The organism is Kaistia geumhonensis, assembly GCF_030815145.1.
GTDB lineage: Bacteria > Pseudomonadota > Alphaproteobacteria > Rhizobiales > Kaistiaceae > Kaistia > Kaistia geumhonensis.
On record NZ_JAUSWJ010000001.1, the window covers coordinates 430,339 to 456,409 of the forward strand.

General features: G+C 67.9%; 22 protein-coding genes. 13 read left to right on the plus strand and 9 right to left on the minus strand.

Annotated elements, in window-relative coordinates; translation table 11 throughout:
• Window positions 1–118: 118 nt before the first annotated feature.
• The 9 genes from QO015_RS02050 (at window position 119) to QO015_RS02090 (ending at window position 9,520) form a co-directional block, all read left to right on the plus strand.
• A complete protein-coding gene (locus tag QO015_RS02050) occupies window positions 119–1,459 on the plus strand; it encodes an 8-oxoguanine deaminase (protein ID WP_266281788.1) in 1,341 nt (446 codons plus the stop codon).
• A gap of 22 nt (window positions 1,460–1,481) precedes the next feature.
• Window positions 1,482–2,315: an ABC transporter ATP-binding protein gene (locus QO015_RS02055; RefSeq protein WP_266281787.1), complete on the plus strand. Its 834-nt coding sequence runs from the start codon at window positions 1,482–1,484 to the stop codon at window positions 2,313–2,315.
• Window positions 2,312–3,862 (plus strand): ABC transporter permease, encoded by a 1,551-nt coding sequence (locus QO015_RS02060; protein WP_266281786.1) that lies wholly within the window; start codon window positions 2,312–2,314, stop codon window positions 3,860–3,862. The genes QO015_RS02055 and QO015_RS02060 overlap by 4 nt, the downstream gene beginning before the upstream one ends.
• On the plus strand, window positions 3,859–4,299 hold the full coding sequence (locus QO015_RS02065) for a VOC family protein (RefSeq protein WP_266281785.1): 441 nt from the start codon (window positions 3,859–3,861) through the stop codon (window positions 4,297–4,299). Before QO015_RS02060 ends, QO015_RS02065 begins: the two co-directional genes overlap by 4 nt.
• Window positions 4,300–4,653: 354 nt before the next feature.
• On the plus strand, window positions 4,654–5,637 hold the full coding sequence (locus tag QO015_RS02070; RefSeq protein ID WP_266281784.1) for an ABC transporter substrate-binding protein: 984 nt from the start codon (window positions 4,654–4,656) through the stop codon (window positions 5,635–5,637).
• A gap of 67 nt (window positions 5,638–5,704) precedes the next feature.
• Window positions 5,705–6,811, plus strand: a complete 1,107-nt coding sequence (locus tag QO015_RS02075; protein WP_266281782.1) for an NADH:flavin oxidoreductase/NADH oxidase — start codon at window positions 5,705–5,707, stop codon at window positions 6,809–6,811.
• Complete coding sequence (locus QO015_RS02080) at window positions 6,808–7,866, plus strand: aldo/keto reductase (RefSeq protein ID WP_266281780.1); 1,059 nt, start codon at window positions 6,808–6,810, stop codon at window positions 7,864–7,866. Before QO015_RS02075 ends, QO015_RS02080 begins: the two co-directional genes overlap by 4 nt.
• 1 nt (window position 7,867) lies before the next feature.
• On the plus strand, window positions 7,868–8,830 hold the full coding sequence (locus tag QO015_RS02085) for a nucleoside hydrolase (RefSeq protein WP_266281779.1): 963 nt from the start codon (window positions 7,868–7,870) through the stop codon (window positions 8,828–8,830).
• Window positions 8,831–8,947: 117 nt separating this feature from the next.
• Window positions 8,948–9,520 (plus strand): ECF transporter S component, encoded by a 573-nt coding sequence (locus tag QO015_RS02090; protein ID WP_266281778.1) that lies wholly within the window; start codon window positions 8,948–8,950, stop codon window positions 9,518–9,520.
• Between the two features lie 107 nt (window positions 9,521–9,627).
• On the opposite strand, the gene QO015_RS02095 is transcribed toward QO015_RS02090, so the two are convergent.
• The 9 genes from QO015_RS02095 to QO015_RS02135 form a co-directional block, all read right to left on the minus strand.
• On the minus strand, window positions 9,628–12,786 hold the full coding sequence (locus tag QO015_RS02095; RefSeq protein WP_266281776.1) for an efflux RND transporter permease subunit: 3,159 nt from the start codon (window positions 12,784–12,786) through the stop codon (window positions 9,628–9,630).
• Entirely contained in the window at window positions 12,783–13,994 is a 1,212-nt protein-coding gene (locus QO015_RS02100; protein ID WP_266281775.1) for an efflux RND transporter periplasmic adaptor subunit, read from the minus strand. Before QO015_RS02100 ends, QO015_RS02095 begins: the two co-directional genes overlap by 4 nt.
• Before the next feature lie 200 nt (window positions 13,995–14,194).
• Window positions 14,195–15,070 carry a carboxylating nicotinate-nucleotide diphosphorylase gene (nadC, locus tag QO015_RS02105; RefSeq protein WP_266281773.1) on the minus strand — a complete coding sequence of 292 codons (876 nt, stop codon included), beginning with the start codon at window positions 15,068–15,070 and terminating at the stop codon, window positions 14,195–14,197.
• Window positions 15,071–15,072: 2 nt separating this feature from the next.
• A complete protein-coding gene (locus QO015_RS02110) occupies window positions 15,073–16,629 on the minus strand; it encodes an L-aspartate oxidase (protein ID WP_266281771.1) in 1,557 nt (518 codons plus the stop codon).
• On the minus strand, window positions 16,626–17,633 hold the full coding sequence (nadA, locus tag QO015_RS02115; RefSeq protein WP_266281770.1) for a quinolinate synthase NadA: 1,008 nt from the start codon (window positions 17,631–17,633) through the stop codon (window positions 16,626–16,628). Before nadA ends, QO015_RS02110 begins: the two co-directional genes overlap by 4 nt.
• 58 nt (window positions 17,634–17,691) lie before the next feature.
• Window positions 17,692–18,660, minus strand: coding sequence for an NUDIX hydrolase (locus QO015_RS02120; protein ID WP_266281769.1), 969 nt, complete (start codon window positions 18,658–18,660; stop codon window positions 17,692–17,694).
• Between the two features lie 66 nt (window positions 18,661–18,726).
• Window positions 18,727–19,524 carry an SDR family NAD(P)-dependent oxidoreductase gene (locus tag QO015_RS02125; protein WP_266281768.1) on the minus strand — a complete coding sequence of 266 codons (798 nt, stop codon included), beginning with the start codon at window positions 19,522–19,524 and terminating at the stop codon, window positions 18,727–18,729.
• 36 nt (window positions 19,525–19,560) lie between these two features.
• Window positions 19,561–21,114 (minus strand): GMC family oxidoreductase, encoded by a 1,554-nt coding sequence (locus tag QO015_RS02130; protein WP_266281767.1) that lies wholly within the window; start codon window positions 21,112–21,114, stop codon window positions 19,561–19,563.
• Between the two features lie 73 nt (window positions 21,115–21,187).
• Window positions 21,188–21,997, minus strand: coding sequence for a GntR family transcriptional regulator (locus QO015_RS02135; RefSeq protein WP_266281766.1), 810 nt, complete (start codon window positions 21,995–21,997; stop codon window positions 21,188–21,190).
• A gap of 80 nt (window positions 21,998–22,077) precedes the next feature.
• Between QO015_RS02135 and gbd the strand changes: the two genes are divergently transcribed.
• From gbd to QO015_RS02155, 4 genes are all read left to right on the plus strand, one after another.
• Window positions 22,078–23,190, plus strand: a complete 1,113-nt coding sequence (gbd, locus tag QO015_RS02140) for a 4-hydroxybutyrate dehydrogenase (RefSeq protein ID WP_266281765.1) — start codon at window positions 22,078–22,080, stop codon at window positions 23,188–23,190.
• 49 nt (window positions 23,191–23,239) lie between these two features.
• On the plus strand, window positions 23,240–24,277 hold the full coding sequence (locus QO015_RS02145; protein WP_266281763.1) for an aldo/keto reductase: 1,038 nt from the start codon (window positions 23,240–23,242) through the stop codon (window positions 24,275–24,277).
• 37 nt (window positions 24,278–24,314) lie between these two features.
• A complete protein-coding gene (locus QO015_RS02150) occupies window positions 24,315–25,148 on the plus strand; it encodes an amidohydrolase family protein (RefSeq protein WP_266281761.1) in 834 nt (277 codons plus the stop codon).
• A 72-nt stretch (window positions 25,149–25,220) separates the two neighbouring features.
• Window positions 25,221–26,036 (plus strand): GntR family transcriptional regulator, encoded by an 816-nt coding sequence (locus QO015_RS02155; protein ID WP_266281759.1) that lies wholly within the window; start codon window positions 25,221–25,223, stop codon window positions 26,034–26,036.
• Window positions 26,037–26,071: the final 35 nt, after the last annotated feature.

Sequence of the window (26,071 nt, forward strand, 5' to 3'; positions counted from 1 at the left end):
AACCCTTCCCCGCTTCGCGGGAGAGGGAGACCATCCCGCCGATGCACGGCGTCGATGAATGCCGCGGTGTGCCCTCTCTCCAGCGAAGCCGGGCAGAGATGGAGAGGGGAGTCCTTTGATGCGTCTCTGGCTGCGTGATCCGATCGCCGTGCTGGCCGAGGGGGCCGAGCGGGGGATCGTCGTCGAGGACGGCGTGATCGTCGAACTCGTGGCTGCCGGGGCTCCGGACCCCTTGCACGATGCCGTCTTCGACGCGTCGCGGCATGTCGTGTTGCCGGGCCTCGTCAACACGCATCACCACTTCTTCCAGACGCTGACGCGCGCCCATCCGGACGCGATCAACAAGGAACTCTTTCCCTGGCTGAAGGCGCTCTATCCGCGCTGGGGAGACCATCTCAACCGCGACAGTTTCCGCCTCGCGACCCGCCTCGCGCTGACCGAACTGCTGATGTCCGGCTGCACGACGGCCTCAGACCATCTCTTCGTCTTCCCGGCCGACATGCCGGACGCGGTGGACATCGAGGTCGAGGAAGCCGAGGCGCTCGGCATGCGCATCGCGCTCACCCGCGGCGTCATCAACCAGGGCATGAAATCGGGCGGGATCGCCGACGAGCGGCTGATGCAGGACGATGATATCGTTCTCGCCGATTGCGAGCGGGTCATCGCCCGCTATCACGACCCGCGTCCGGGTTCGTTCTCGACCGTCGCGCTCGCACCCTGCGCGCCGTTCAATGTCACGCGCGAGATGATGTGCGCAGCCGCGGAACTCGCGGAAAAGCACGATTGCCGGCTGCATACCCATCTCGGCGAGACGCATGACGAGAACGATTTCTGCCTCGCCCGCTTCGGCATGCGGCCGCTCGACTATCTCGAAAGCGTCGGCTGGCTGAACGACCGCGTCTGGCTCGCCCATGGCATCCATTTCGACGACGGCGAAGTGGAACGGCTCGGCCGCCATGGCGTCGGCATCTGCCATTGCCCGACCTCCAACATGGTGCTCGCCTCCGGCATCTGCCGTACCAAGGAGCTGGAGGCCGCCGGCGCGATCGTCGGGCTCGGGGTCGACGGCTCGGCCTCGAACGACTCGTCGAACATGATGGAGGCGGTGCGCCACGCGCTGATGATCGGGCGGCTCCGCTACAACGCCGAAACGGTGACGCATCTCGACGCGCTGCGCTGGGCGAGCGAAGGCTCCGCCGCCTGCATAGGCCGCCGGGATATCGGGCGGATCGCGGTCGGGCGGCAGGCGGATCTCTCGCTCTTCACGCTGGACGAGCTGCGCTTTTCCGGCGGCGGCGATCCGATCGCGACGCTCGTTCTTTGCGGCGCGCACGCCGCCGACCGCGTGATGATCGGCGGCGCCTGGCGGGTCGAGGACGGCGCGCCGGTCGGTGTCGATCTTGCAAGGCTGCGCCGCGAGCATGGGGAGGCCGCGCGGGCCTTCCTCTCCGCACTCTGATCGAAAGGCTTGCCGTCCGCCCATGAACGCCCTGCCCGCCCGCGATTTCGACCTTCCGCCATCGCAAGGCGCCGATCGCACCGTCGACCTGATCGTCGACCGGGCGGGCAAGACCTTCGAGACGGCGCGAGGGCCGGTGCGCGCGCTCGAACCGATCGATCTCAAGGTGCCGCGCGGCGCCTTCGTCGCCCTGATCGGCCCGTCGGGATGCGGCAAGTCCACGCTGCTGCGCATGGTCGCCGGACTCGAACAGCCCGACGACGGCGGCGCGATCCTCGTGCGCGGCAAGCATCCCGAGCAGTTCCGCAAGGAGGGCGAACTCGGGATCGCCTTCCAGGATGCGGCGCTGCTGCCATGGCGCAGCGTCACCGAGAACATCTTCTTTCCGCTACAGATCCTCGGCCGGCCGGTGAGGCCGGAGGCGGCCCGCATCCAGTCGCTCGTCGAGCTCGTCGGCCTCAAGGGCTACGAGGCCGCGCGGCCGGGCCAGCTCTCGGGCGGGATGCGCCAGCGCGTCGCGATCGCCCGCGCGCTGGTCACCGACCCGTCCGTCCTGCTGCTCGACGAACCCTTCGGCGCTCTCGACCAGATCCTCCGGCGCCAGATGAATGTCGAGCTGCAGCGCATCTGGGCGGCCCGCCAGACGACGACGCTTCTCGTCACGCATGGCATCGACGAAGCGGTGTTCCTGGCCGATACCGTCGTCGTGATGCAGGCGCAGCCGGGGCGCATCGCCGAGATCATCGACGTTCCCTTCGCGCGGCCGAGGCTCCCCTCGCTGTTTTCGGCCCCCGAGTTCCACGCGCTGTGCGACCGCCTCACGGTCAGCCTGCATAGTGAGGGCGGGCATCCATGAAGGCGCCGATCTACCGCGAGAATGCACGCATCCTGTTCGGAACGCTGGTGGCGCTCGCGGTCTGGGAACTGCTCGGCGCCTACACGTCCTGGGGCGTCGCGATGTTTCCGGCGCCGACCCGGATCCTCGCGCAGGCCTTCGTCGACCGTGAACTCTATGCGCTGCATGGGCTCGCGACGCTGAAGACATCGGTCTTCGGCTTCGCGATCGGCGTCAGCGTCGCCGTTCTCGCCGCGCTCGTCTTCTGCAGGCTGCCGGGCGTCGAACTCGCGTTCCGGGGCGTCAACATCACGCTCTTCGCGATGCCGGCGATCGTGATCGGCCCGCTGCTGGTCCTCTTTCTCAAGGGCGACTGGCCGCAGATCGTGCTCGCGGCGCTGATGGTCTATTTCCCGGCGATGTCGGCGACGCTGCTCGGCCTCCGCACGGTCGATCCGCGCATCGCCGACCTGGTCGCGGCCTATGGCGGCGGCGAGGGCGCCCTGATGCGGCATGTCCGTCTGCGCGGCGCCCTGCCCGATCTCTTCGCGGGCTTCCGCGTCGCGGCGCCGCTCGCGGTGCTCGGCGCGGTGCTCGGCGAGTTCGGCTCGGGCACGCGCTGGGGCTTCGGCGCGTTCCTGCTCTCGGCCCTGCCGCAGGGCAATCCGGCCCGGCTCTGGGGCATCGGCCTTGCGGCGAGCGCCATCGCACTGGCCGGTTATGCCCTCTTCCTGCTGCCGGCTCGGCGGCTCTCGGCCTCCTCGTCCGCCGTGACGCTCGCCGCCGTGCAGCCCTCGGCCCGGCCGAAGGGCGGCGCGTCGACGCGGCGGATCGTGCTGACGCTGGTCGCGGTGGCGCTGCCCTTCGTCATCTGGTGGCTCGGCGTCACGCTCTCGCATGTCAGCCCGATCATCGCGCCGGGTCCCGGGCGGACGGTCATGTTCCTGATCGAAGGCAAGCAGGCCGCCGCCGCGCGCGCGGCGCTCGGCCATGCCCTCGGCGAGACGCTGCCCATCGCGGCGCTCGGCCTCCTCGCCGGCCTCGCCTTCGCCTTCGTGCTCGCCGCGCTGACGCTGCTGGCGCCGGCGCTGGCGCGGGGCCTGATGCCTGTGGCGCTGGTGGCGCAGAACATGCCGCTGGTCGCCGTCGTGCCCGTCGTCGTGCTCGTCTTCGGCCGCGGCACCGCATCGTCGGTCTTCATGGCGGTGCTGGTGGTGTTCTTCCCGGCCTATGTGCTGCTGCATCAGGGCTTCACCAGCGTGCCGAGGGCCGCGAGCGACCTCGTCGCCGCCTATGGCGGCGGCCGCTGGAAACAGCTCGTCCACATCGCCGTTCCCTGGTCGGTCTCCTATCTCTTCGCCGCCGCGCGGCTCGTCGCGCCGCAGGCGCTGCTCGGCGTCATGGTCGCGGAATGGCTCGTGACCGGCGTCGGGCTCGGCAACCTCCTCAACGTCTCCCGCGGCGGGCTCAATTACGACATGATCTGGGCCGGCGCGCTGGTCTCGATCCTCATCTCCGTCGCCGCCTATGAGGGCGTCGGCCTCATCGAAAGGAGGATCGCCCGATGACCGCGATCCGCTGGCACCATGCCTCGCTCACGGTCGCCGAAATCGACCCGGCCATCGCATTCTTCTCGGCGGTCTTCGGCTTCGAACCGTTGTTCATCGAGCGCGGCATGCGCGACGACATCATCGCGCTGACCGGACGGGACGGGCTCGCCTGCGACTTCACGCAGATGCGGTCCGAAGCCTATCCGCTGATCCTCGAGCTGATCGCCTTTACCAGCGACGACGGCGCGCGGCCCGATGCCGACCCCCTGCCCTGGCGTCCCGGCGCCGGTCATGTCGCCTTTCATGTCGACGATTTCGACGGCGTCGTCGCGGCTGCCCTGGCGCATGGCGCCGAGGCGCTCGGCAAGGCGATCACCTTCCCCGGCGGCCGCTCGATCTATTTGCGCGCGCCGGGCGGCGCCTTCTTCGAAATCGAATATCTCGTGGAGGCGTAGTGATGCCGTCTCCCGGTCGCCTGTCGATCGAAATGCGAACCGTGTCGAGCGACCGTTCTTTAGTTAGGCAGCCCGTGCCTATTCTTTGCACATCGCTTGACAACAAGATCGCGATGAAGCCGTTGCGCGATGCAATATTGGCATTATTATTACCGGATACGGTTCAGATCGACCGGAAAGACGGGTCGAACCGACAGTCGGAAACTGACAGCCGGCATCGTGGTGCCGCGGGCCTTGTCATTGCCGACGAAGCGTTGAGCGCCCCTTCAGGCCACGGCCATCCGCTCCGCCTCCCCGGAGCCCGGCCGGCCATGCGGGCATTCCCGAACCACTCCCGAGACTGAGGAGTTCGCCATGACGTTCAAGCAGACCCGCCGCGCCTTCGGCAAGACCGCCCTCGCCGGCCTCGCCGCCGCGGCCTTCGCGCCCATCGGCCTTGCCCGCGCCGCCGGCAGCCCGCTGGCCTTCCAGTCGATCTGGATCAACGATCCCGAGTTCATCGGCTATTTCATCGCCATCGACAAAGGCTGGTACACCGAGGAAGGCATCGACCTCACCTATATCCCGGGCGGCCCCGACGTGATCCCGCAGGCGGCGCTGCTCACGGGGAAAGCCGATATCGCGCTGACCTCGCTGATCGAGACGGCCTCGGCGGTTTCCGAGAAGGGCGCCACCTTCAAGATCATCGGCGCACAGTTCCAGAAGAGCCCGGACAGCGTCATCAGCCTCGAGCAGTCGGGCATCAAGACGATCAAGGATCTCGTCGGCAAGACGGTCGCCTGCCCGCCGCTCAGCCTCGGCACCTTCAAGGTCCTGCTCGGCCTCAACGGCGTCACCGAGGACCAGCTCAAGATCGTCCCCTACGCCTTCGATCCGACGCCGCTCGCGACGGGCCAGGTCGACGCGGTGGTCGACTTCATGACCTCGCTGCCCTTCATCGTCGAGCAGACCTCGGGGAAGAAGGCGAGCTACATGCTGTTCTACGATTTCGGCCTGCCCTTCGGACAGGACCTCGTGACGGTCAGCGAGGAGACGCTCAAGAACCGGCGCAAGGATATCGTCGGCTTCATGCGCGCCAGCCGGAAGGGATGGAACGAGGAGATCGCCCATCCCGACAAGTATGTGAAGGAGTACGAGAACACCTGGTTCAAGGGCAACGGCTACACGCCCGAGGCGGCGCTCTTCCATGGCAAGGTGCAGCTGCCGCTGATGGAAAACCCGAACGGCATTTTCGCGATGGACGACGCCTGGATCGACAAGAACCTCGCGACGCTCGACAAGGTGGGCGTCAAGGCCGACAAAAGCCTGTTCGACACCTCGATCCTCGCGGAACTCTGACAAGGACGGCCGCGGCGCGCGGCCCATAACATTGATGAGGACGGCCGCGGCGCGCGGCCTGTGACGCATGGCAAAACTCTTTACGCCCCTCTCTGTGAGGGGCGTGACCTTCAAGAACCGCATCGTCGTCTCGCCGATGTGCCAGTACGCCGCGGTCGACGGACACGCGACGGACTGGCACTTCGACCATCATGCGCGCTTCGCGCTCGGCGGCGTCGGCGGTGCGCTCGTGGAAGCGACCGGTATCCTGCCGGAGGGGCGCATCACCCCGGATTGCCTCGGCATCTGGGACGACGCGCATATCCCGGGCCTTGCCCGCATCGTCGCGACCTATCACCGCCAGGGCGCGGCGATCGGCATCCAGATCAACCATGCCGGCCGCAAAGCCAGCTCGACGGCGCCCTGGGACGGCGGCTGGGCCATCCCCGCCGACGATCCTCGCGCATGGCCGACCGTTGCGCCCTCGGCCATCGCCTATCACGAGGACTGGCCGGTCCCGCACGAACTGACCGAGACCGAGATCGGGGGGATCGTCGAGGCCTTCGTCGCGGCGGCGCGCCGGGCGGTCGCAGCCGGGTTCGACTTCGTCGAGATCCATGGCGCGCACGGCTATCTGCTGCATGAATTCGTCTCGCCGGTCTCCAACCGGCGGACGGACCGCTATGGCGGCAGCGCCGAGAACCGAATGCGCCTCTCCGTCGAGGTCGCCTCTCGCGTGCGGGCGTCGATCCCCGAGACCATGCCGCTGTTCTATCGGGCCTCCTGCATCGACCGGATTCCCGGCGAAGGACTGACGCTCGCCGATACGGTGCCCCTCGCCGCCGCGCTGAAGGATGTCGGCGTCGATGTCGTCGATTGCTCGGCCGGCGGCATCCTGGTTCGCACCAATCCCGGTCATATCAAGGAAGGCCCGGCCTTCCAGGTCGGCTTCGCGGAGCGTATCCGCGCGGAGACCGGCATCGCCACCATGGCCGTCGGCGCCATCACGGAGCCGGAGCAGGCCGAGGACATCATCGCCTTCGGCAAGGCCGATCTGGTCGCGCTCGCCCGCGAGATGCTGTCGGATTCGAACTTCGCCCATCGCGCCGCGCTGGCGCTCGGCATCGAGCGTCCCGATTTCGTGCTGCCCGAGCGCTACGCCTTCTATCTCCAGTTCCGGCGTCCGCAGCCATGACGACGCTGGACCGCGTGCCGCTCGGCCGGCGCTCCGGATTGACCGTCTCGCGCGTCGGCTTCGGTTCGGCGCCGCTTGGCGATTTCTTCGAGAAGCTGGACGAGCGGGAGGCGATCGCCACCGTCGAGGCCGCCTTTGCCGCGGGCATCACGCTCGTCGACACCTCGCCGCATTACGGCAACGGCCTCGCCGAGCACCGCATCGGAACGGCGCTGCGCTCCGTGCCACGCGACAGCGTGGTCATCTCAACCAAGATCGGCCGCGTCATGACGGCCGTCTCGCCGGCCGGAAGCCCGCCACCGCCGCCGGCGCGCGGCTTCGTCGGCTCGCTGCCGCACCGGCCGCGCTTCGACTATTCCTATGACGGCGTGATGCGCTCCTTCGAGCAGTCTCTCCTGCGCCTCGGCACCGACCGCATCGATATCCTGCTGATCCACGACATCGACGCCTGGTCGCAGGGCGAGGACATGGTGGAGGCGCGCTATCGCGAGGCGATCGGCAGCGGGTACCGGGCGCTCGACGAGCTTCGCTCATCAGGTGTCGTGAAGGCGATCGGCCTCGGTCTCGACGATCACGACTGGTGCGAACGCTTCCTGCGCGAGGCGGAGTTCGACGCCGTGCTGCTCGCCGGCCGCTATTCGCTGCTCGAACAGCCCGCGCTGCCGACCCTGCTGCCGCTGGCGCTCGAGCAGGGCGTCGGCATCATGCTCGGCGGCATCTTCAATTCCGGGATTCTCGCGACCGGTGCCGTCCCGGGCGCCCGCTACAACTACGAGGCCGCGCCGCCGGAGATCATGGAGCGCGTCGCGCGGATCGAGGCGGTGTGCCGGGCGCATTCCGTGTCGCTGCCGCGCGCCGCCGTGCAGTTCGTGCTCGGCCATCCGGCCGTGTCCTCGCTGGTCCTCGGCGCGGTGAAGCCCGCCGAGATCGCCCGCAACCTCGCCGCGCTCGATGAGCCCGTTCCGGACGGCCTCTGGAGCGACCTTAAGACCGAGGGATTGCTCGATCCCGACGCGCCGACCCCCAACAAGAAGCCCCAAAGGGAGAACGCCTGACATGCCGCTCAACCAGCCCGCCAAGACGCTCTGGATCGATACCGACACCGGTTCCGACGATGCCGTCGCTCTCGTGATGGCGTTCCAGAACCCCAATGTCGAGATCGCCGGCATTTCGGTCGTCGCGGGCAATATCTCGCTCGAGAAGGCGCTTCAGAACGCGCTCTATACCCGCGAGCTCTGTGGCGCCCAGCACATCCCTGTCTATGCCGGCCTCGCGGTACCGCTGATCCGCGGCCCCTTCCATGCGGAGAACGTGCATGGCGAGGACGGCATGGGCGATATCGGCCTGCCGCTCTCCGGCCGCGTGGCCGACGAGGGCCATGCCATCGACCGCATGATCGAGACGATCCTCGCGCGTCCCGGCGAGATCACCCTCGTGACCCTCGGGCCGCTCACCAATGTCGCCGTCGCACTCGCCCGCGAGCCGAAGCTCGCCACGGCGGTGAAACATTGCGTCATCATGGGCGGAATTGGCGACGGGCCGGGTAATGTTACGCCGGCTGCGGAATTCAATATCTATGCCGACCCCGACGCCGCCCGTATGGTGTTCCAGTCGGGCATGCCGATCGTGATGTGCGGCTGGGAAATCTCCTGCCGCCATGCGGTCGTCGAGCCGGCCGACACCGACGAACTGAAGCGCGTCGGTGGCGCTCTCGGTGCCTTCTGCGTCGATATCCAGCGTTTCCTCGTCGAGTTCGCGACCAAGATCTCGGGCCTTCCCGGCATCGACCTGCCGGATCCGATCACCATGGCGATCGCGATCGATCCCTCGATCGTGACGAAGTCGAGCGAGGCCTATGTGGAGGTGGTGAACGCCGACGGACCGGCGCTCGGCCAGACGATCGTCGACCGCAAGCTGCATGCCGGCAAACCGGTCAACGCGACGGTCGTGGACAGCGCCTCGCGCGATGGTTTCATGAAGATGCTGACCGACGCGGTAACTCGCCCCGTCGGCGGCTGAACGAGAAGGCAGGCCGGAAACCGGCCGTCTGCCCCCGACACGATCGCCGGGGGCCAACAAGAATGCCGGCCAACCGGCCGGCGGGGTGTGGGTCCATCTTCCACGGGGAACGACAGAATGAAGTTCGACAACAGAACGCTCGTGCTGATGGCGGCGGCCATCGTCATCAACATCGTGGTCGGCCAGATCGTGGCCTGGCTGAAACTGCCGATCTTTCTCGATTCGATCGGCACGGTCCTGGTGGCCATCCTGGCCGGGCCGATCGCGGGCGCCATCACCGGCGTGCTCGCCAACCTGATCTGGGGCCTCATCCTCGATCCGGTCGCCGCGGCCTTCTTCCCGGTCGCGCTGGTCATCGGCCTCACCGCCGGCATCCTCGCCCGCTACGGCTGGTTCTCCTCGCTCTGGAAGACGATCGTGGCCGGCGTGATCGTCACGATCACGTCGACGATCGTATCCATCCCGATCATCGTCTACATGTTCGGCGGCGTGACCGGCTCGGGCACGGACTTCGCGACGGCCTATCTGCTGGCCATGGGCAACCAGCTCATCGCCTCGGTCGCGGTGTCGAACCTCATCCAGAACCTCGCCGACAAGGTCATCACCTGCGTCGTCGCCTGGCTGATCGCCATCCGCCTGCCGCGCAACTTCACGACCGGCCTGCCCTTCTTCGCCTACACGAAGGCCTGACCGGTCCGGCCTCTGCTCGGAACGATCGATGGCGGCGGGAGCGATCCCGCCGCCATCTTCTTTTCCCGGCCGTGGGTAGGGCCGCCGGCCCGGAAAAGCGCGTTCTTTCAGTGAGCGGGTGTGGGCTCCGCAGAGCTCGGCGTCGCCGTATCCTTCGGCTTCCGCCGACGGGAGAGCCGCAGCACGACCACATAGAACATCGGCACCATGAAGATGCCGATCGTCGTCGCCGCGATCATGCCGCCCATCACGCCGATGCCGACGGCGTTCTGCGCCCCCGAGCCAGCGCCGGTGGCGATCGCGAGCGGCAGCACGCCGAGGATGAAGGCGAGCGACGTCATCAGGATCGGCCGCAGGCGCTGCCGCGCCGCCAGCAGGGTCGCCTCGACCAGTTCCTTGCCCGCCGCCTGCTGGTCGCGCGCGAACTCCACGATCAGGATCGCATTCTTCGCGGAGAGGCCGATCGTCGTCAGCAGCCCGACCTTGAAATAGACGTCGTTCGACTGGCCGAAGAGCTTCGCCGCCGCGAGCGCGCCGAGGACGCCGATCGGCACCGCGAGCATCACCGAGAACGGGATCGACCAGCTCTCGTAGAGGGCCGCGAGGCAGAGGAAGACGACGAGGATCGAGATCGCGTAGAGCGACAGCGCCTGGTTGCCGGACAATTGCTCCTGGTAGGAGAGACCCGTCCATTCCGCCGTGAAGCCTGATGGCAACTCGGAAACGAGCTTCAGCATCTCGTCCATCGCCGTGCCGGAGGAGACGCCCTGCGCCGCGGAACCCTGGATGGAGACCGCCGAGATGCCGTTGTAGCGGTCGAGCTTCGGCGAGCCCCGCCCCCAAGACGAAGCCGTGAAGCTGGAGAAGGGCACCATTTCGCCGCCGGCGTTGCGCACATACCAGGAATTGACGCTTCCGGGGCTGTCGCGGAATGCGGCGTCGCCCTCGACATAGACGGGCTTCACCTTGCCGCGGTCGATGAAGTCGTTGACATAGCTGCCGGCGAAGGCGGTCGAGATCGTATTGTTGATGTCGGCGAGGTCGATGCCGAGGGCGCGCGCCTTCGCCTGGTCGATGTCGATGTTGAACTGGGCCTGGTCCTCCTGTCCGCCCTGCCGGACGCCGCTCAACTGGCTGTCCTTGCCGGCGGCTGTCAGAAGCTGGTCGCGTGCCGCCTTCAGCGCGTCCTGCCCGGCGCCGGCCGTATCCTGGAGATACATCTCGAAGCCGTTCGACTGTCCGAGCCCGGGCAGGACCGGCGGCGCGAGCGCGATGACCTGGCCGTCGCGGATCTTCGAGAACGCGGCCATCGCACGGCCCGCGATCGCCGCCGATGTCTGGTCCTTGCCGGTGCGCTCGGCGAAGTCCTTCAGCTTCACGAAGGCCATGGCGGCGTTCTGGCCGCTGCCGTTGAAGCCGAAGCCGACGGCGGCGAAGACATCAGCGACATTGGCCTTCTCGTCGTTCAGGAAATGGTCCTCGACCTGCTTGACCACCTCGAGGGTCCGGGCCTGGGTCGCGCCGGGGGGCAGCGTGATCATGGTCATGAGCACCCCCTGGTCCTCCTCCGGCAGGAAGGAACTCGGCAGGCGGGCAAAGAGCAGGTAGACGCCGACCACCATGATGGCGAAGAGCGCGAGGAAGCGCAGCGGCCGGCGGATGACTCCGCCGACGCCCCGGACATAGCCGTCGGTGGCGCGGTCGAAGCCGCGATTGAAGAGCCCGAACAGCCCCTTTTTCGGGGCATGACCATTCGGCTTGAGCATGGTCGCGCACAGCGCCGGGGTCAGCACGATCGCAACCAGCACCGACAGGACCATCGCCGAGACGATCGTCACCGAGAACTGGCGATAGATGACGCCGACGGAGCCGGAGAAGAACGCCATCGGCAGGAAGACCGCCGAAAGTACCATCGCGATGCCGATCAGCGCACCGGTGATTTCTCCCATCGACTTCCGCGTCGCCTCGACCGGACCGAGTCCCTCTTCCGCCATCACGCGCTCGACATTCTCGACCACGACGATGGCATCGTCGACGAGAAGACCGATGGCGAGCACCATCGCGAACATGGTCAGCGTGTTGATCGAGTAGCCGAAGAAGGCGAGCACGCCGAAGGTGCCGAGGAGCACGACGGGAACGGCGATCGTCGGGATCAGAGTCGCGCGGATGTTCTGCAGGAAGAGCAGCATGACCAGGAAGACGAGCACCACCGCCTCGGCGAGTGTCTCGAACACCTTCTCGATCGAGAGCTCGACGAACGGCGTGGTGTCGTAGGGATAGACGACCTCGACGCCGGACGGTAGGCCGGCCGACAGCGTATCCATCGCCGCGCGCACGCCCTCGGCCGTGGAAATCGCATTGGCTCCGGTCGCGAGATTGATGCCGAAGCCGGCGGCGGGCAGACCGTCGAAGCGCGAGACGGTGTTGTAGCTCTCCGAGCCGATCTCGACGCGGGCGACGTCGGAGAGATGGACGATCGAGCCGTCCGTGGCGGTCTTGAGGATGATGTTGCGGAACTGGTCGGGCGTCTGAAGCTGGCTCTGTGCCGTCACGGTCACGTTGAGCTGCTGGCCGTCCCTGCTCGGCAGTCCGCCGATCTGCCCGGCCGAGACCTGGCGATTCTGGACCGATATGGCCGAGGACACGTCGCTCGGCATCAGCTGGTATTTCGCGAGCTTCGAGGGATCGAGCCAGATGCGCATCGCATAGCCCGAGCCGAACACGTTGACGTCGCCAACGCCGGCGACGCGCTTCAGCGCATCCTGAAAGGTGGAGCGGAAATAGTCGCCGAGATCGGCCGACGAGATGCTGCCGTCGCGCGACACGAGAGCGCCGACCATGAGAATAGACGTGGTCGACTTGGTGACCGTGACGCCCTGGCTGATGACCGCGTCGGGAAGCTGCGATTCAACCAGCTGCAGTTTGTTCTGTACCTGCACCTGGGCGATGTCGGGGTCCACGCCGCTGGCGAATGTCAGCTGAATCGAGGCCTGACCGGAGGAGGTGCTCGACGCGGACATGTAGTCGAGATTTTCGAGGCCAGTCATGCCCTGCTCGATGATCTTGGTCACCGAGTTCTCGACCGTTTCGGCGCTGGCGCCGGGATAGGTGGCCGAGATGCGCACCGTCGTCGGCGCGATTTCCGGATATTGCGCGATCGGCAGGGTGTAGATGCCGAGCAGGCCACCCAGCATGACCGCGATCGCCAGCACCCAGGCGAAGATCGGCCGCTCGATGAAGAAATCCGCAAGGGAAGCGCGCTTCATTTCGAAGCCTCCGTATCGATCGGCTTCGCATCGGCCGCCCCCGCCGTCCGCGCGACGCCGGATGCGTCGATCGTGACGGCGACGGGCGCGACGGTCTCCCCGTCGCGAATCCGCTGCAGCCCGTCGACGATGAGCCGATCACCATCCTTGATCCCCGCGACGACGAGCCAGTCCGTTCCGGCGGCCTGGATCGTTTCGAGGATCCGCGTCTCGACCTTGTTGTCGGCCGTCAGGAACTTCGCCGTCGCCGCGCCCTTCGCGTTGCGATCCACCGCCCTCTGCGGCACGAGGAAGCCGTCCTTCGCGGTTCCGAGCGTGATGACCGCCCGGACATACATGCCGGGCAGGAGGTGCGACTCCGGGTTCTTGAAGAGCGATCGGATCGTGAAGGTGTCGGTCGTCTGGCTGACCGCGGCGTCCATGGTCTCCAGCGTGCCGGTTTCGGAATAGGTCGAGCCGTCCTCCAGGATCAGCCTGATCGAGGGCGGGCCTTCGCTTTGCAGGAGCCCGCTCTGGCGCATGGCGCGAAAGCGGAGCAGGTTCGCCGTCGAATCGGAAAGATCGACATAGATCGGGTCGATCTGCCGGATCGTCGCCAGCGCGGTGGTCTGATTGGCCGTGACGAGCGCGCCCTCGGTCACGGCCGAGGTGCTGATGCGGCCGGCGATCGGCGCAGTGACTTTCGTGAAGTCGAGATTGATGCGCGCAGCCTCGACCGACGCTTCGGCGGCGGCAACGTCGGCCTTCGCCTGCGCCAGGCTCGCCTTGGCATCGTCGAGGTTCTGCGCGGTCACCGAATTGGCGCCGACGAGCTGGTTGTAGCGGTCGACCTTGGCCTGCGCGCTGGGCAAGGCGCCGTTCGCCTTTTGAAGGGCCGCCTCGGCCGCGTCATAGGCGGCCTGATAGCTGCGCGGATCGATCTCGTAGAGAAGGTCGCCGGCCTTGACCTCGGCGCCTTCGGTGAAGACGCGTCGCTTCACGATCCCGTCGACACGCGGGCGGATATCGGCGACGGCAGAGGCGGCGGTGCGGCCCGCGACCTCCACCGTCAGCGGCACGCCCTGCGGCTTCAGCGTCACGAAGCCGACTTGCGGCGCGGCCCCGCCTCCAGGTCCGGCCGGCCCGCTCGCGGCCTTCTCGTCGGAACAGGCCGCAAGCGCCGCGGCGAGCGTCAGGACCAGCGCGAGGCCCCAGTTGCGCGAAAGCATTCGATCTCTCCAGCCGGGGCGACCGTCCGGTGCCGCGCGATCTGGACGCGCGGAGGACGGCTCACCCGATCGGAGCGATCTACAGGGAGAATGTCAGGAGGCTTGGTCGATACGGATCGAATTGTTGCGTCGCAGCAGGCTTCTGTATCCGAAGATGTCTCGCAAGAGCGCGGACATGAACGGTTACGCTTTCTCTCCCCTCAGAAGTCCAGCCCGATATCGAGGATCGGCGCGCTGTGCGTCAGCCAGCCGACCGAGATCAGGTCGACGCCGGTGCCGGCGATCGCCGGGGCCGATTTCGCGTCGACCCGGCCCGAGGCCTCGGTGATCATCCGTCCCGCAACCATTTCCACGGCCTCGGCGAGGGTCGCGATGTCCATGTTGTCGAGCAGGACGGCATCGGCGCCGACGGCGAGCACCTCCTCGAGCTGGCGCAGCGTATCGACCTCGATCTCGATCTTGACGAGGTGGCCGATGGATGCGCGGGCGCGCTCCAGCGCCGGACGCACGCCGCCCGCGATGGCGATGTGGTTGTCCTTGATCAGCACCGCGTCGTCGAGGCCGAAGCGGTGATTGGCGCCGCCGCCGGCGCGGACGGCATATTTCTCGATCGCCCGGTGGCCCGGCGTCGTCTTGCGCGTGCAGACGATCCTGGCCTTGTGGCCGGCGATCGCCGCGGAAACGGCGGCCGTGGCGCTGGCGATGCCGCTCAGCCGGCTGAGGAAATTGAGCGCCGTCCGCTCCGCCGTGAGGATGCCACGCGCCGGCCCGGTGACGATCGCCACCATGCGGCCGGGCTCGACCGTACTGCCATCGCCCTTCAGCACGCGGAAGTCGAGGCGCGGGTCGACCAGGCGGAAGGCGAGCGCGGCGAGGTCGAGGCCGGCCACGACGCCGCCCTGCCGCGCGACGAAGCGCGCTTCGGCCTCGGCATCGGCGGGGACCACGGCATCCGTCGTGATGTCGCCCGCCCGGCCGAGGTCCTCGACGAGGGCGGCGCGGACGAGCGGCTCGATTAGAAGCGGATGCAGCGGCGGCAGATCCCGAACCATCGGGCGGGCGCTGTTCATGGTCATGGTCACGCGATCCTCGCGGCCGGAAGATTGGATTCGACGATCTCGGACGCGGCGCTCATGACCGTGTCGAGGGTGAGAAAGGTGCGGCGGGGGAAGGTCTCCCGCGCCGGATGGTCGCTTCGGAAATGGGCGCCCCGGCTCTCGCGGCGCCGATAGGCCCCGACGGCCACCAAGAGCGCCGCCAGCGCCGGATCGGCGGTGGCAGTCCGGCCGGAAGCCAGCGGCAGCAGGTCCCTCACCGCCTGGCGGAACCCGTCGGCATCGCGAAGGACGCCGGCATGGCGCGCCAGGATCGGCCGGATCGGTCCGGGGTTGTCCGGAGGCAGCGGTGCCGCGGCGGCCGGCATGAACCGCCCTTCGGCCGGAGCCGGACGCGCCTCGATGCTCGCGGCGACGGCCGCGGCCAGCACCACCGCCTCCGTCAGGGAATTGCTCGCCAGGCGGTTGGCGCCGTGCAGCCCGGTGCTCGCGACCTCGCCGGCGGCCCACAGTCCTTCGACCGTGCTTTGTCCGTCGGCATCCACAGCGACGCCGCCCATATGGTAGTGGGCCGCCGGCCGCACAGGGATCGGGTCGCGTTCGGGATCGACCCCTTCGGCGCGGCAGATCGCGGCGATCGATGGGAACCGTCTCGCGAAGCCGTTGCCCGGTCTTTCGCGCGCGTCGAGGAAGACGCGGTGACCGGCTTCGATCTGGCGCCAGATGGCGCGGGCGACGATATCGCGGGGGGCGAGTTCGGCGCCAGGCTCGGCGGCGAGAAAGCGGTGTCCCGCCTCGTCGACAAGAGCGGCGCCCTCGCCGCGCACGGCTTCGCTCACGAGGCGCATCGGCCGCGCCGCCGAGGCGAAGGCCGTCGGATGGAACTGGACGAATTCCGGATCGGCGATCACCGCGCCGGCGCGGGCCGCGAGGACGAGCCCCTGTCCGAAGCAGCCGCGGGGATTGGTGCTCTCCTCATAGAGGCCGCCGATGCCGCCTGTCGCGAGGACCACCCGGCGGGTCGGAAGGACGGCGACGCCTTCGGACCTAGCGATGAGGACACCGGCCACCGATCCATGGGCGTCGGTCAGCAGGCGGCGAATCTCGGCCTGTTCGAGGCAGGCGATGGAGGGTGTCGCGCGCACCGCCGCGACGAGCGCGCGGACGATCTCGCGGCCCGTACCGTCGCCCTCGGCATGGACGATCCGGTTGCGGCCATGAGCGGCCTCGAGGCCCAGGCGAAATCCTCCATCGGTATGCCGGTCGAAGCCGACACCGAAGCGGGCGAGCGCGGCGATGGCCGCCGGCGCCGCGTCGACGATGCGCCGGACGGTCGCTTCGTCGCAGAGGCCGTCGCCGGCCGCGATCGTGTCCTCGGCATGGAGGGTGGGATGATCGTCCCCGCCCATCGCGGCCGCCATGCCACCCTGCGCCCAGGGACTGGACGCCTCGGCGCCGAGCGGCGCCTTGGTAACGAGGACCACCGGCCGCGGCGCCAGAAACAGCGCCGTGGCGAGGCCGGCGAGGCCGGCTCCGACGATGACCGGTCGGCCGGCAAGGTCGCGGAGATCCGGGGTCACAGCGCCAGCATCCTCTCGACAGAGAGCCGCGCACGGTCGGCAACCGCCGGGTCGATGGTTACGACGTGACGGTTTTCCTCGAGGGCGCGGCGGATATTGGCGAGCGTGATCCGCTTCATGTGCGGGCAGAGATTACACGGGCGCACGAAGTCGAGATCCGGATAACGGACGGCGACATTGTCGCTCATCGAGCACTCGGTGAGGAGGACGAGCCGCGGCGGACGGCGCGTCTCGACATAGTCGGTCATGGCAGCGGTCGAGCCGGAGAAGTCCGCTTCGGCGACCACTTCGGGCGGGCATTCGGGATGGGCGAGCACGGTGACGCCCGGATAGGCGTCGCGCAGCTCCCGCACATCCGCCGCCGTGAACAATTCGTGCACCTCGCAGCGGCCGGCCCAGCTGATGATCTCGACGCCGGTTTCGGCGGCGACATTGCGGGCGAGGTACTGGTCGGGAAGCATGATGACGCGCGGCACGCCGAGCGACTCGACGATGCGCTTCGCATTGCCGGAGGTGCAGCAGATGTCGACCTCGGCCTTCACCGCCGCCGTCGTGTTGACATAGGCGACGATCGGCACGCCCGGATGAGCGGCGCGCAGCAGGCGAACATCCTCGGGCGTGATCGACTCCGCCAGCGAGCAGCCCGCCTCCATGTCCGGCATCAGGACAGTCTTCGAGGGGTTCATCAGCTTGGCGGTCTCGGCCATGAACGAGACCCCGGCCAGCACGATGACATCCGCCTCGACGGTCATCGCCTCGCGGGCCAGCGCAAGGCTGTCGCCGACGATGTCGGCGACGCCGTGGAAGATCTCGGGCGTCTGGTAGTTGTGCGCCAGCACGACGGCGTTGCGCTCGCGCTTCAGCGCGAGGATCGCCTCGACATCATCGGCGAAGAGCGCCCAGTCCGCCGGCGGGACGACCGAGCGGATGGGCTCGTAAAGCGCGGCGAGCCGTGCGTTGCGATCGCCCGGAAGCGTGGCGAGAGCGGAAGCGGCGGGAGGCATGGGCAATACTCATTCTGAGCATAAGACGACTATATGCTTATCCTGAGCATAAACCCTGTCAAGTGCGAACGAGCGGCAGCTTGGTTCCGGCGATGGAGCGTTCGAGCTCGACGGCGGGGCGGAAGCGGAAGAGCTTGGCGGGCCGGCCGGGCAGTTCCGCGGCCGTTTCGCCCGTTTCCTCGACCAGTTCCTGCTGTTCGACGAGGCGGCGGAAATTCTGCTTGTGAACGAGCCGGCCGCCCAGCGCCTCGACGCAGCGCTGCAGTTGCAGCAGCGTGAAGGACGGCGGCATCAGTTCGAAGACCACGGGACGGTACTTGATCTTGGCCCGGAGGCGCGCGATTCCCGTCGCGAGGATGCGGCGATGGTCGGCGATCATCTCCCGGCCGGGCAGCACGGCTCCGCCCTTCCCGCCTCCGCGAACCGCCTCGGCGACCAGCCCGGCTTCGAACAGAAGCTCGTAGCGCTGAAGGGTCAGTTCCTCGTTCCAGGCATTGCCGGCGAGACCGAAGGCGAGCGCGATGCGCTGCCGGCGCTCGGCCGCCTGCGCTTCCGTCGCGCCGAGATTGGCGAAGGCGTTGAGCGCCGGGAGGATGACCGAATCGAGGTTGGGCGGGCGGCCGGCGCGCCAGTCCTCCCACGGGAAATAGTCATACCAGCTCCGCCAGCTGTCGCCCGCGGGGCGCGACGCGTCCTCGCGCGTCAGCCCGAGATAGCTGATCGAGATGACGCGGCCCAGCGCGACGCCTTCCGCGCGGTCGCGATCGGCGAAGGTGTAGAGCTGCTCGACATAGCCGAGCGGGTGATGCGTCTGCTGCTCGACCCAGTCGCGGAGGCCGGACTGGAGCGAACGGTGCTCCAGTTCGAAGGGGCCAGACGGCAGCGCACGGCCGCCGTCGAGCGTCATCAGGCGCGGCTCGCCGCCCGTCACCGCCACGAGGACGGCGATGAGATTGACCTCGACAGCGCGCTGCGCGCCCACATCGGGACTGCCGACCGTTGTCCCGCCCGCCTTCGTTTTTGCCACGCCGCCCCTCGCCCGAGATGAACCGGGCGAGAGTAGCATTTCATCGGAGCCGAGGCAGCGGCCGGCTCAGCGCAGCGTCAGGCCGCCATCCACGGTGTGGATTTCGCCGGTCGTGAAGGAGGCGGCGTCGCTTGCGAGATAGACGACCGAACCGGCCAGTTCGTCCACCGAGCCGATCCGGTCCATGACCGCGCCCTTCGCCCAGTGATTGGCGACGACGTCGGGATGCTCGCGAAGAACCTCGTCGGTCAGCTCCGTGCGGATATAGCCGGGTGCCAGCGCGTTGACGCGGATGCCGTGCTCGGCCCATTCGGTGGCGAGGCACTTGGTCAGCATGTGCAGGCCGGCCTTCGAGACGTTGTATGCGGCGTGGCGGAACGGCCAGTTGACGATGCGGCCGGACATCGAGCCGATATTGATGATCGAGCCGCTCTTCTGGCGGATCATCATCCGTCCGATCGCCTGGCTGACCAGGAAGACGCCGTCGAGATTGACGCTCATGGTCTCGCGCCAGGACTGGAACGGATAGTCCTCGGCATTGCCGGGCAGCACGATGCCGGCATTGTTGATGAGGATGTCGCAGAGGCCCCAGCGCGCGTCGACTTCTTCTGCCATGCGGGTCACGTCGGCCGGATCGGCGACGTCGGCCTTGATGACGAAGCTGTCGCGGCCGGCGGCGCGGAATTCGTCGGCCAACGCCTCGGCGCGGTCGACCGTCGAGCGCACCACGATGGCGACATCGGCGCCATGGGCGGCGAGCGCCTCGGCAAGCGCGCGCCCGATGCCGCGCGAGCCGCCGGTCACCACGGCCTTGCGGCCCGTCAGATCGAACATGCGCGCATAATCGCGCTTCTCAAGCGTCATGAAGTTCCTCCCGAAAGATATTGAAATAGCGTGTGATCAGGCTGCCGCCGATGTCACGGGCGCACTTGTCTCGCCGAGCTGCTTCAGGATAGCCTCGGCTGAGCGCAGCGCTTGAGCCACGATGGTCAGCGACGGGTTGAAGGCGGTCGACGACGGCAGGAACGAGGCATCGACGACATAGAGGTTGTCGATGTCCCAGACCCGGCAGTCGGGATCGAGCACCGAGCTCGCCGGGTCGGTGCCGAAGCGCGCCGTTCCGCACTGATGCATCGCGACCTTGATATCCATCTTCTGCGTGATGATGAGCGGATAGCCGAGCGCACGCATGTGCTGCGACCAGACCTTCACCAGCTCGCCATGCGATTTCAGATTGTTGGCGGTGTAGGCGACGCGGATCGTGCCGTCCTTCTCGACGCTGACGCGGTTGTTCGGATCGGGGAGATCCTCGGACATCAGCCACCAGTCGACCGAGCGCTCGGCGAAGAGGCCCATCGCCCAGTCCGGCGCCCAGGGCGCATTGGCCGTGAGCATGCCGGACTGCAGCTTGCCGAGGCCCTGCACATTGCCGAGCGGATAGGGCCGGTAGTCGTTGGCGAGGTAGTAGTCGTTGACGGCCAGCGTCTTCTGGAAGACGACGCGGTTCTTGCGGAAGGGCGAGATCGCCATCATCGCCGTGTTGTTGTGGGCCATGTAGTTGCGGCCGAGCTGGTCCGACTCGTTGTTGCCGAGCCCGCGCGGATGCTTGTCATTGGCCGAGCGCAGGAGCAGCGCCGACGAATTGACCGCGCCCGCCGCCGAGACGACGATGCGCGCGGCGATGGTCCGCACCGTGCCGCCATGCTCGACCTCGACGCCAGTGACGCGGCGGCCGCTCGGATCGGTCAGGATGCGGCGGACGAAGGCTTCGGTCGCCAGCGTGACGCCGCCCTTGGCGAGTGCGGGATCGACGAGGCGCACCTCGGCGTCGCCCTTCGCGCCGATCTTGCACGCGAAGCCGTCGCAGGTGGCGCAGCGCGCGCAGGCGCCGCCATCGTGATAGTCGACTGCGATCGGCAGCGGAAATGGCCGGAGGCCGCGCGATTTGAGCTTTGCCGCGATGGCTGCGATCTCCGGCTCGTGGCCGATCGGGGGATGCGGCATCGGTCCGGAGCGCGGCGGCTCGACCGGGTCGAGGCCGGCCTCGCCATGCGTCCCCATCAGCCTCTCGGCGCGGGCGTAATAAGGCTCGAACGTCTCGTAGCTCACGGGCCAGGCCGGTGCGACGCCGGCCTCGTGCTGGAGCGCGCCGAAATCCTCCTTGCGGAAGCGGACCGTCGCGGCGCCGAAGAATTTCGAGTTGCCGCCGACATAGTAATAGGTGCTCGGCGCGAACAGGTTGCCGTCACGGTCGCGCCACTGCTCCTTCGCCGCGAACTTGCGGCGGTGAAACACGGCGTCGACGCTCCACAGTTCCGGCTCGCGGCGAAGGCGCGGCCCGCGTTCCAGCATCAGAATGTCGCGTCCAGGCGCCGCGAGGCTGTTGGCAAGCGCGCCGCCGCCGACACCGGCCCCGATGATCACGATGTCGTAGCTGTCTTTCAGCTCGCTCATCCTCGTCTCCTCCCTCGCGACCGACCCTCGTGGCGAAGGCGCCGCCCTGACTGCTTGATGGCCGGCCTTGCGGTCAGCGTTCGAACCGCGGATTGCGCGGCCTGAAATAAACACCCTCGCGATAGAGGCTGCTCATGACGGCGAACGACCCCTCGAGGTGAATCCGCATCGCGAGCTCCGCCTGGTCGGCGCTCTGCCGCTCGAGCGCGCGCACGACCGCGTCGTGCTGCTCCGTCACCTCGGCGAGATGGCCCGGCACCGGCGCGCTCAGCTGCCGCATGCGGTCGAGATGGGCCTTCACGAGCGTGATGAACTTCCACATGCGCGGGAAGCGGCTGATCTCGGCGATGGCGGCGTGGAAGGCGTCGTCGACCTCGATGTAGTCCTGCAGGGCGCCACGGCTGAGGATGTCGCGCATCTCGGCGATGAGGCCGTCGAGCCGGGCGATGTCGGCCGGGGTCGCGTGCTGCGCGGCGCGGCGGACCGATTCGATCTCGAGCGCGCGGCGGATGACGAAGCCCTCCTCCGCGACTTCGTAGGAGATCTTGCTGACATAGGTTCCCGAATGCGGGAACACCTCGACCAGATCCTCGTCGGAAAGGCGCTTCAGCGCTTCCCGGACGGGCGTGCGCGAGACGCCGTGCTCCAGGCAAAGCTCTTTTTCGGAGATGGCGGCGCCGGGCTCCATCGCCAAGCGGACGATGGCATGACGCAGAATGCCATATATCTGCTCGGCTTTCTGCGCTGGACGCTCTTGCTGGGGCATGGCCAAGGATCGCACCGAAGCTTCTGCTTTCATTACTTTTTTTCTCAAGCGGAAACGGGCATTGACATCGCTTGTTTGGTCTGGCTTCACTAACTCATATATCGGTTGGCGGCGCAAGCGGCAATGCCTAGGGTGTGTCGTCACTGGCTGGATCGGGCGGTTCACGCCCGGCGCAATGGGAAGAAAGCGGTTCGAGGATGGCCCTCATCACCTATCTGACGCGCATCGAGTTCGACGAGGGCGCGGTCGCCCGGCTGCCTGCGATCCTCGACGGCCTCAAGGTCTCGCGGCCGCTGATCGTCACCGATCGCGGCCTCGTGGCGACGGGTCTGGTGGACAGGGTGGTCGGCCTCTTCGCCAACCGTCCGGCCATCTTCTCGGAAACGCCGGCCAACCCGACCGAGGAGGCGGTGATCGCTGCGCTCGCCGCCTATCGCGCGGGGAATTGCGACGGCATCGTCGCGGTCGGCGGCGGCTCCTCCATCGACCTCGCCAAGGCGGTGCGCCTCCTGACCGGCCATCAAGGGCCACTCGCGCAATACACGGCCGTCGAGGGCGGCGCAGCGCGCATCCATGGCAATATCTGCCCGCTCGTCGCCGTGCCGACCACCTCGGGCACCGGCTCGGAAGTCGGCCGGGCGGCGGTGATCATCACCAAGGAAGGCCGCAAGCTGGGCATCATCAGCCCCCATATGCTGCCCTCGGTGGCGCTCTGCGATCCGGAGCTCACGCATGGCCTGCCGCCCGGCCTCACCGCCGCGACCGGCATGGACGCGATTTCGCACTGTCTCGAGACCTATATGGCTCCGGCCGTGAATCCGCCGGCCGACGCCATCGCGATCGACGGGCTGAAGCGCGGCTTCGGCGCCATCCGCACGGCGGTGGCGAACGGCAGCGACCGCAAGGCGCGCTGGGAGATGATGATGTGCGCCCTCGAAGGCGCCATGGCCTTCCAGAAGGGTCTCGGCGCGGTGCATGCCCTCACCCACCCGCTCGGCGCCATCCGCGAGCTCAACCTGCATCACGGCACGCTCAACGCCGTGCTGATGCCGGCCGTGCTCGCGTTCAATCGCCCGGTGATCGGCGAGAAGTGGGACGGGCTCAGCGAGATCCTCGGCGGCGAGCCCGATACGGTGATCAAGGAACTGTCGGCGGCAATCGGTCTTCCGTCGGGGCTTTCGGCAATGGGGGTGACCGAGGCTATGATGGAGCAGGTGTCGGGCGAGGCCCTCAAGGACCATTGCCACGCCACCAATCCACGCCTCGCGACCCGCGAGGACTATCTCGACCTGCTGCACCGCTCCCGCTGACGCACGGCCCGGCCGGCGCGCGGCGACGCGGACCAATGACTTTGGGAGGATGAACATGCGCGCTTCCGATAAGAGGCGACTGAAGAGGTCCGGCATCGATCTGACGGTGCTCGGCCTCGGCACCGCGCCGCTCGGCGGCCTCTACGCCCCGGTTCCCACGGCCGATGCGCGCGGCGCGATCGCCGCCGCCTGGGACCGCGGCATCCGCTATTTCGACACCGCGCCGATGTACGGCCTCGGCCGCTGCGAACACCTCGCCGGCGAATTCCTGCGCGACCAGGATGCGGACAGCTTCCGCATCAGCACCAAGGTCGGGAGGCTGATGAGCTTCGATCGGCCCGGTCGCACGCTGCCACCGGAGCCGCCGAAGAACGAGTTCGATTCCGGCTGGCACAACGGCCTGCCCTTCCGCGAGGTGTTCGACTACACCTATGACGCGATCCTGCGGTCCTATGACGACAGCCGCCAGCGGACCGGCCTCGGCCGGCTCGACATCCTCTTCGTGCACGATATCGGCCGGGTCACCCATGGCGAGCGGCACGATCACCACTGGGGCCAGCTCACGACCGGCGGCGGCTTCCGCGCACTCACGGAGCTGAAGGCGGCGGGGCTCATCGCCGGCTTCGGCCTCGGCGTGAACGAATGGGAAGTCATCCGCGACGCGATGCAGGAGGCCGATCTCGACGTCTCGATGCTCGCCGGCCGCTTCTCGCTGCTCGACGATTCCTCGGTCGAGACCTTCCTGCCGCTCGCCCGCGAGCGCGAGATGGATCTCGTGATCGCCGGCGTGTTCAACTCGGGCATCCTCGCCTCCACGTCCGGCCGCAAGAAGTTCAACTATGTCGATGCCCCGGCCGAGGTGATCGCCAAGGCGGAGAAGCTCGGCGAGGTCTGCGCCCGCTTCGGCGTGCCGCTGCCGGCCGCTGCCGTGCAGTATCCGCTGCGCCATCCGGCGGCGACGGTGGTGGCGGTCGGCGCCAAGACGGCGGCGCAGATCAACACGACAGTCGACTGGTTCGAGACGCCGATCCCGGACGAGCTCTGGGCCGCGCTCGAAGCCGAGGGCCTGATCCCGCGATTTGCCTGATCCGGCGGCTCGCTCACGTCGCCAGCACAGAGGCACCATGCTCGACAGTCACCAGCACTTCTGGAAAGTCTCTCGCGGCGACTATCGGTGGATGGGCGCGCATGTCGCGCCCCTCCTGCGCGATTTCGGGCCGGGCGACCTGGCGCCGATCCTCTCCCGCAACGGCGTCTACCGGACGATCCTCGTCCAGGCGGCCGAGACCGAGGCGGAAACGGATTTCCTGCTCGAGCTCGCCGCGACGACGGACTATGTCGCGGGCGTCGTGGGCTGGCTCGACCTCGATGCCGCCGACTTCCCGGAGAAGCTCGCGCGCTACCGGGCCAATCCGGCCTTTGTCGGCCTGCGGCCGATGCTGCAATGCCAGGAGGACGACGCGTTCATCCTGCGTCCGCGCGTGCTGGAGCATCTCCAGCTCGTCGCCGACGAGGGCGTCGCCTTCGACATCCTCTCCTTCACGCGACACCTGCCGCATGTGCTCAGGGCGCTCGACCGTGTGCCGTCGCTGAAGGCCGTGGTCGACCATCTCTCGAAACCGGAGATCGCCGCGGGGACGCTCGACCCCTGGCGTGACCTGATCGAGGAAGTCGCCGGCTTCCCCAATGTCCATTGCAAGATCTCGGGCATGGTCACCGAAGCCTCGGCCAACTGGTCGGTCGACGACTTCCGGCCCTATGTCGACCATGTCTTCGCGTGCTTCGGCGAGGACCGGCTGATGTTCGGCAGCAACTGGCCGGTCGCGACGCTCGCCGGCAGCTACGAGCAGGTGCTGAACCTCTCGCGCACGCTGGTCGGCCCCTATGTCGGCCGCGACGGCGCCGCCAAGATCTTCGAGCACAACGCCGCCCGCTTCTACAGCGTCCCGGTCAACTGAGCCTGCTGGTTCCGTCGGCTCCGACAAGCTGGTAAAGCGCAACGGGTACGACCGCGACAGGAGTCGTCCCGCATGTCCGAGGTTCTCCCCAAGGCCGAAGCCGAGATCGAAGCGCGGGCCGCGGCCGCTCCGTTGGGCGCGCCGCTCATCGTCTTTCTCCGCCAGCAGCTCGCGCGGCGCGCCGGCGGCGTCCTCTACCGCGAACTGGCCCATGCGCTGCGGCAGGCGGTGACCGAGGACATCCTCTCGGCCGGCGACGTCCTTCCAGGCGAGCGCGATCTCGCCGAGGCGATCGACATCTCTCGTACCTCGGTGCGCAACGCGATCGAGAGCCTGGTCAATGACGGCGTACTCATCCGCCGCCACGGCGCCCGAACCGCCGTCGCCGACCGGGTCGAGAAGCCGCTCTCCGCCCTCACCTCCTTTTCCGAGGACATGCGCTCGCGCGGCATCGAGCCGGGCATGATCTGGATTTCCAAGGAAGTGGCGACCGCCTCGCCGGCCGAGATCATGGCGCTCGACCTCTCGGTCGGCGCGCGGGTCTGCCGCTTGAAGCGGCTGCGCACAGGCGACGGCAAGCCGATGGCGATCGAACATGCAGTCGTTCCCGCCGATATCCTCCCCGATCCCGAGGCGGTGCAGGGCTCGCTCTACGAGGTGCTGACCAAGCTCGACCGCCGGCCCGTCCGCGCGCTCCAGCGCCTGCGGGCCGCCATCGCCAGTCCCGAGGACAGCACCCTCCTCCATCTCGATCCCGGCGCTCCGCTCCTCGTCGCCGAGCGGCGCTGCTTCACGCGCGACGGCGCCCCCATCGAGTTCACGCGCACCCTCTATTGCGGCACACGCTACGACTTCCTCGTCGAGCTGCGCGCGCAGGACAGCGAATGATACCTGTGGAATACCAGATGGACCGTTCTAGCGAT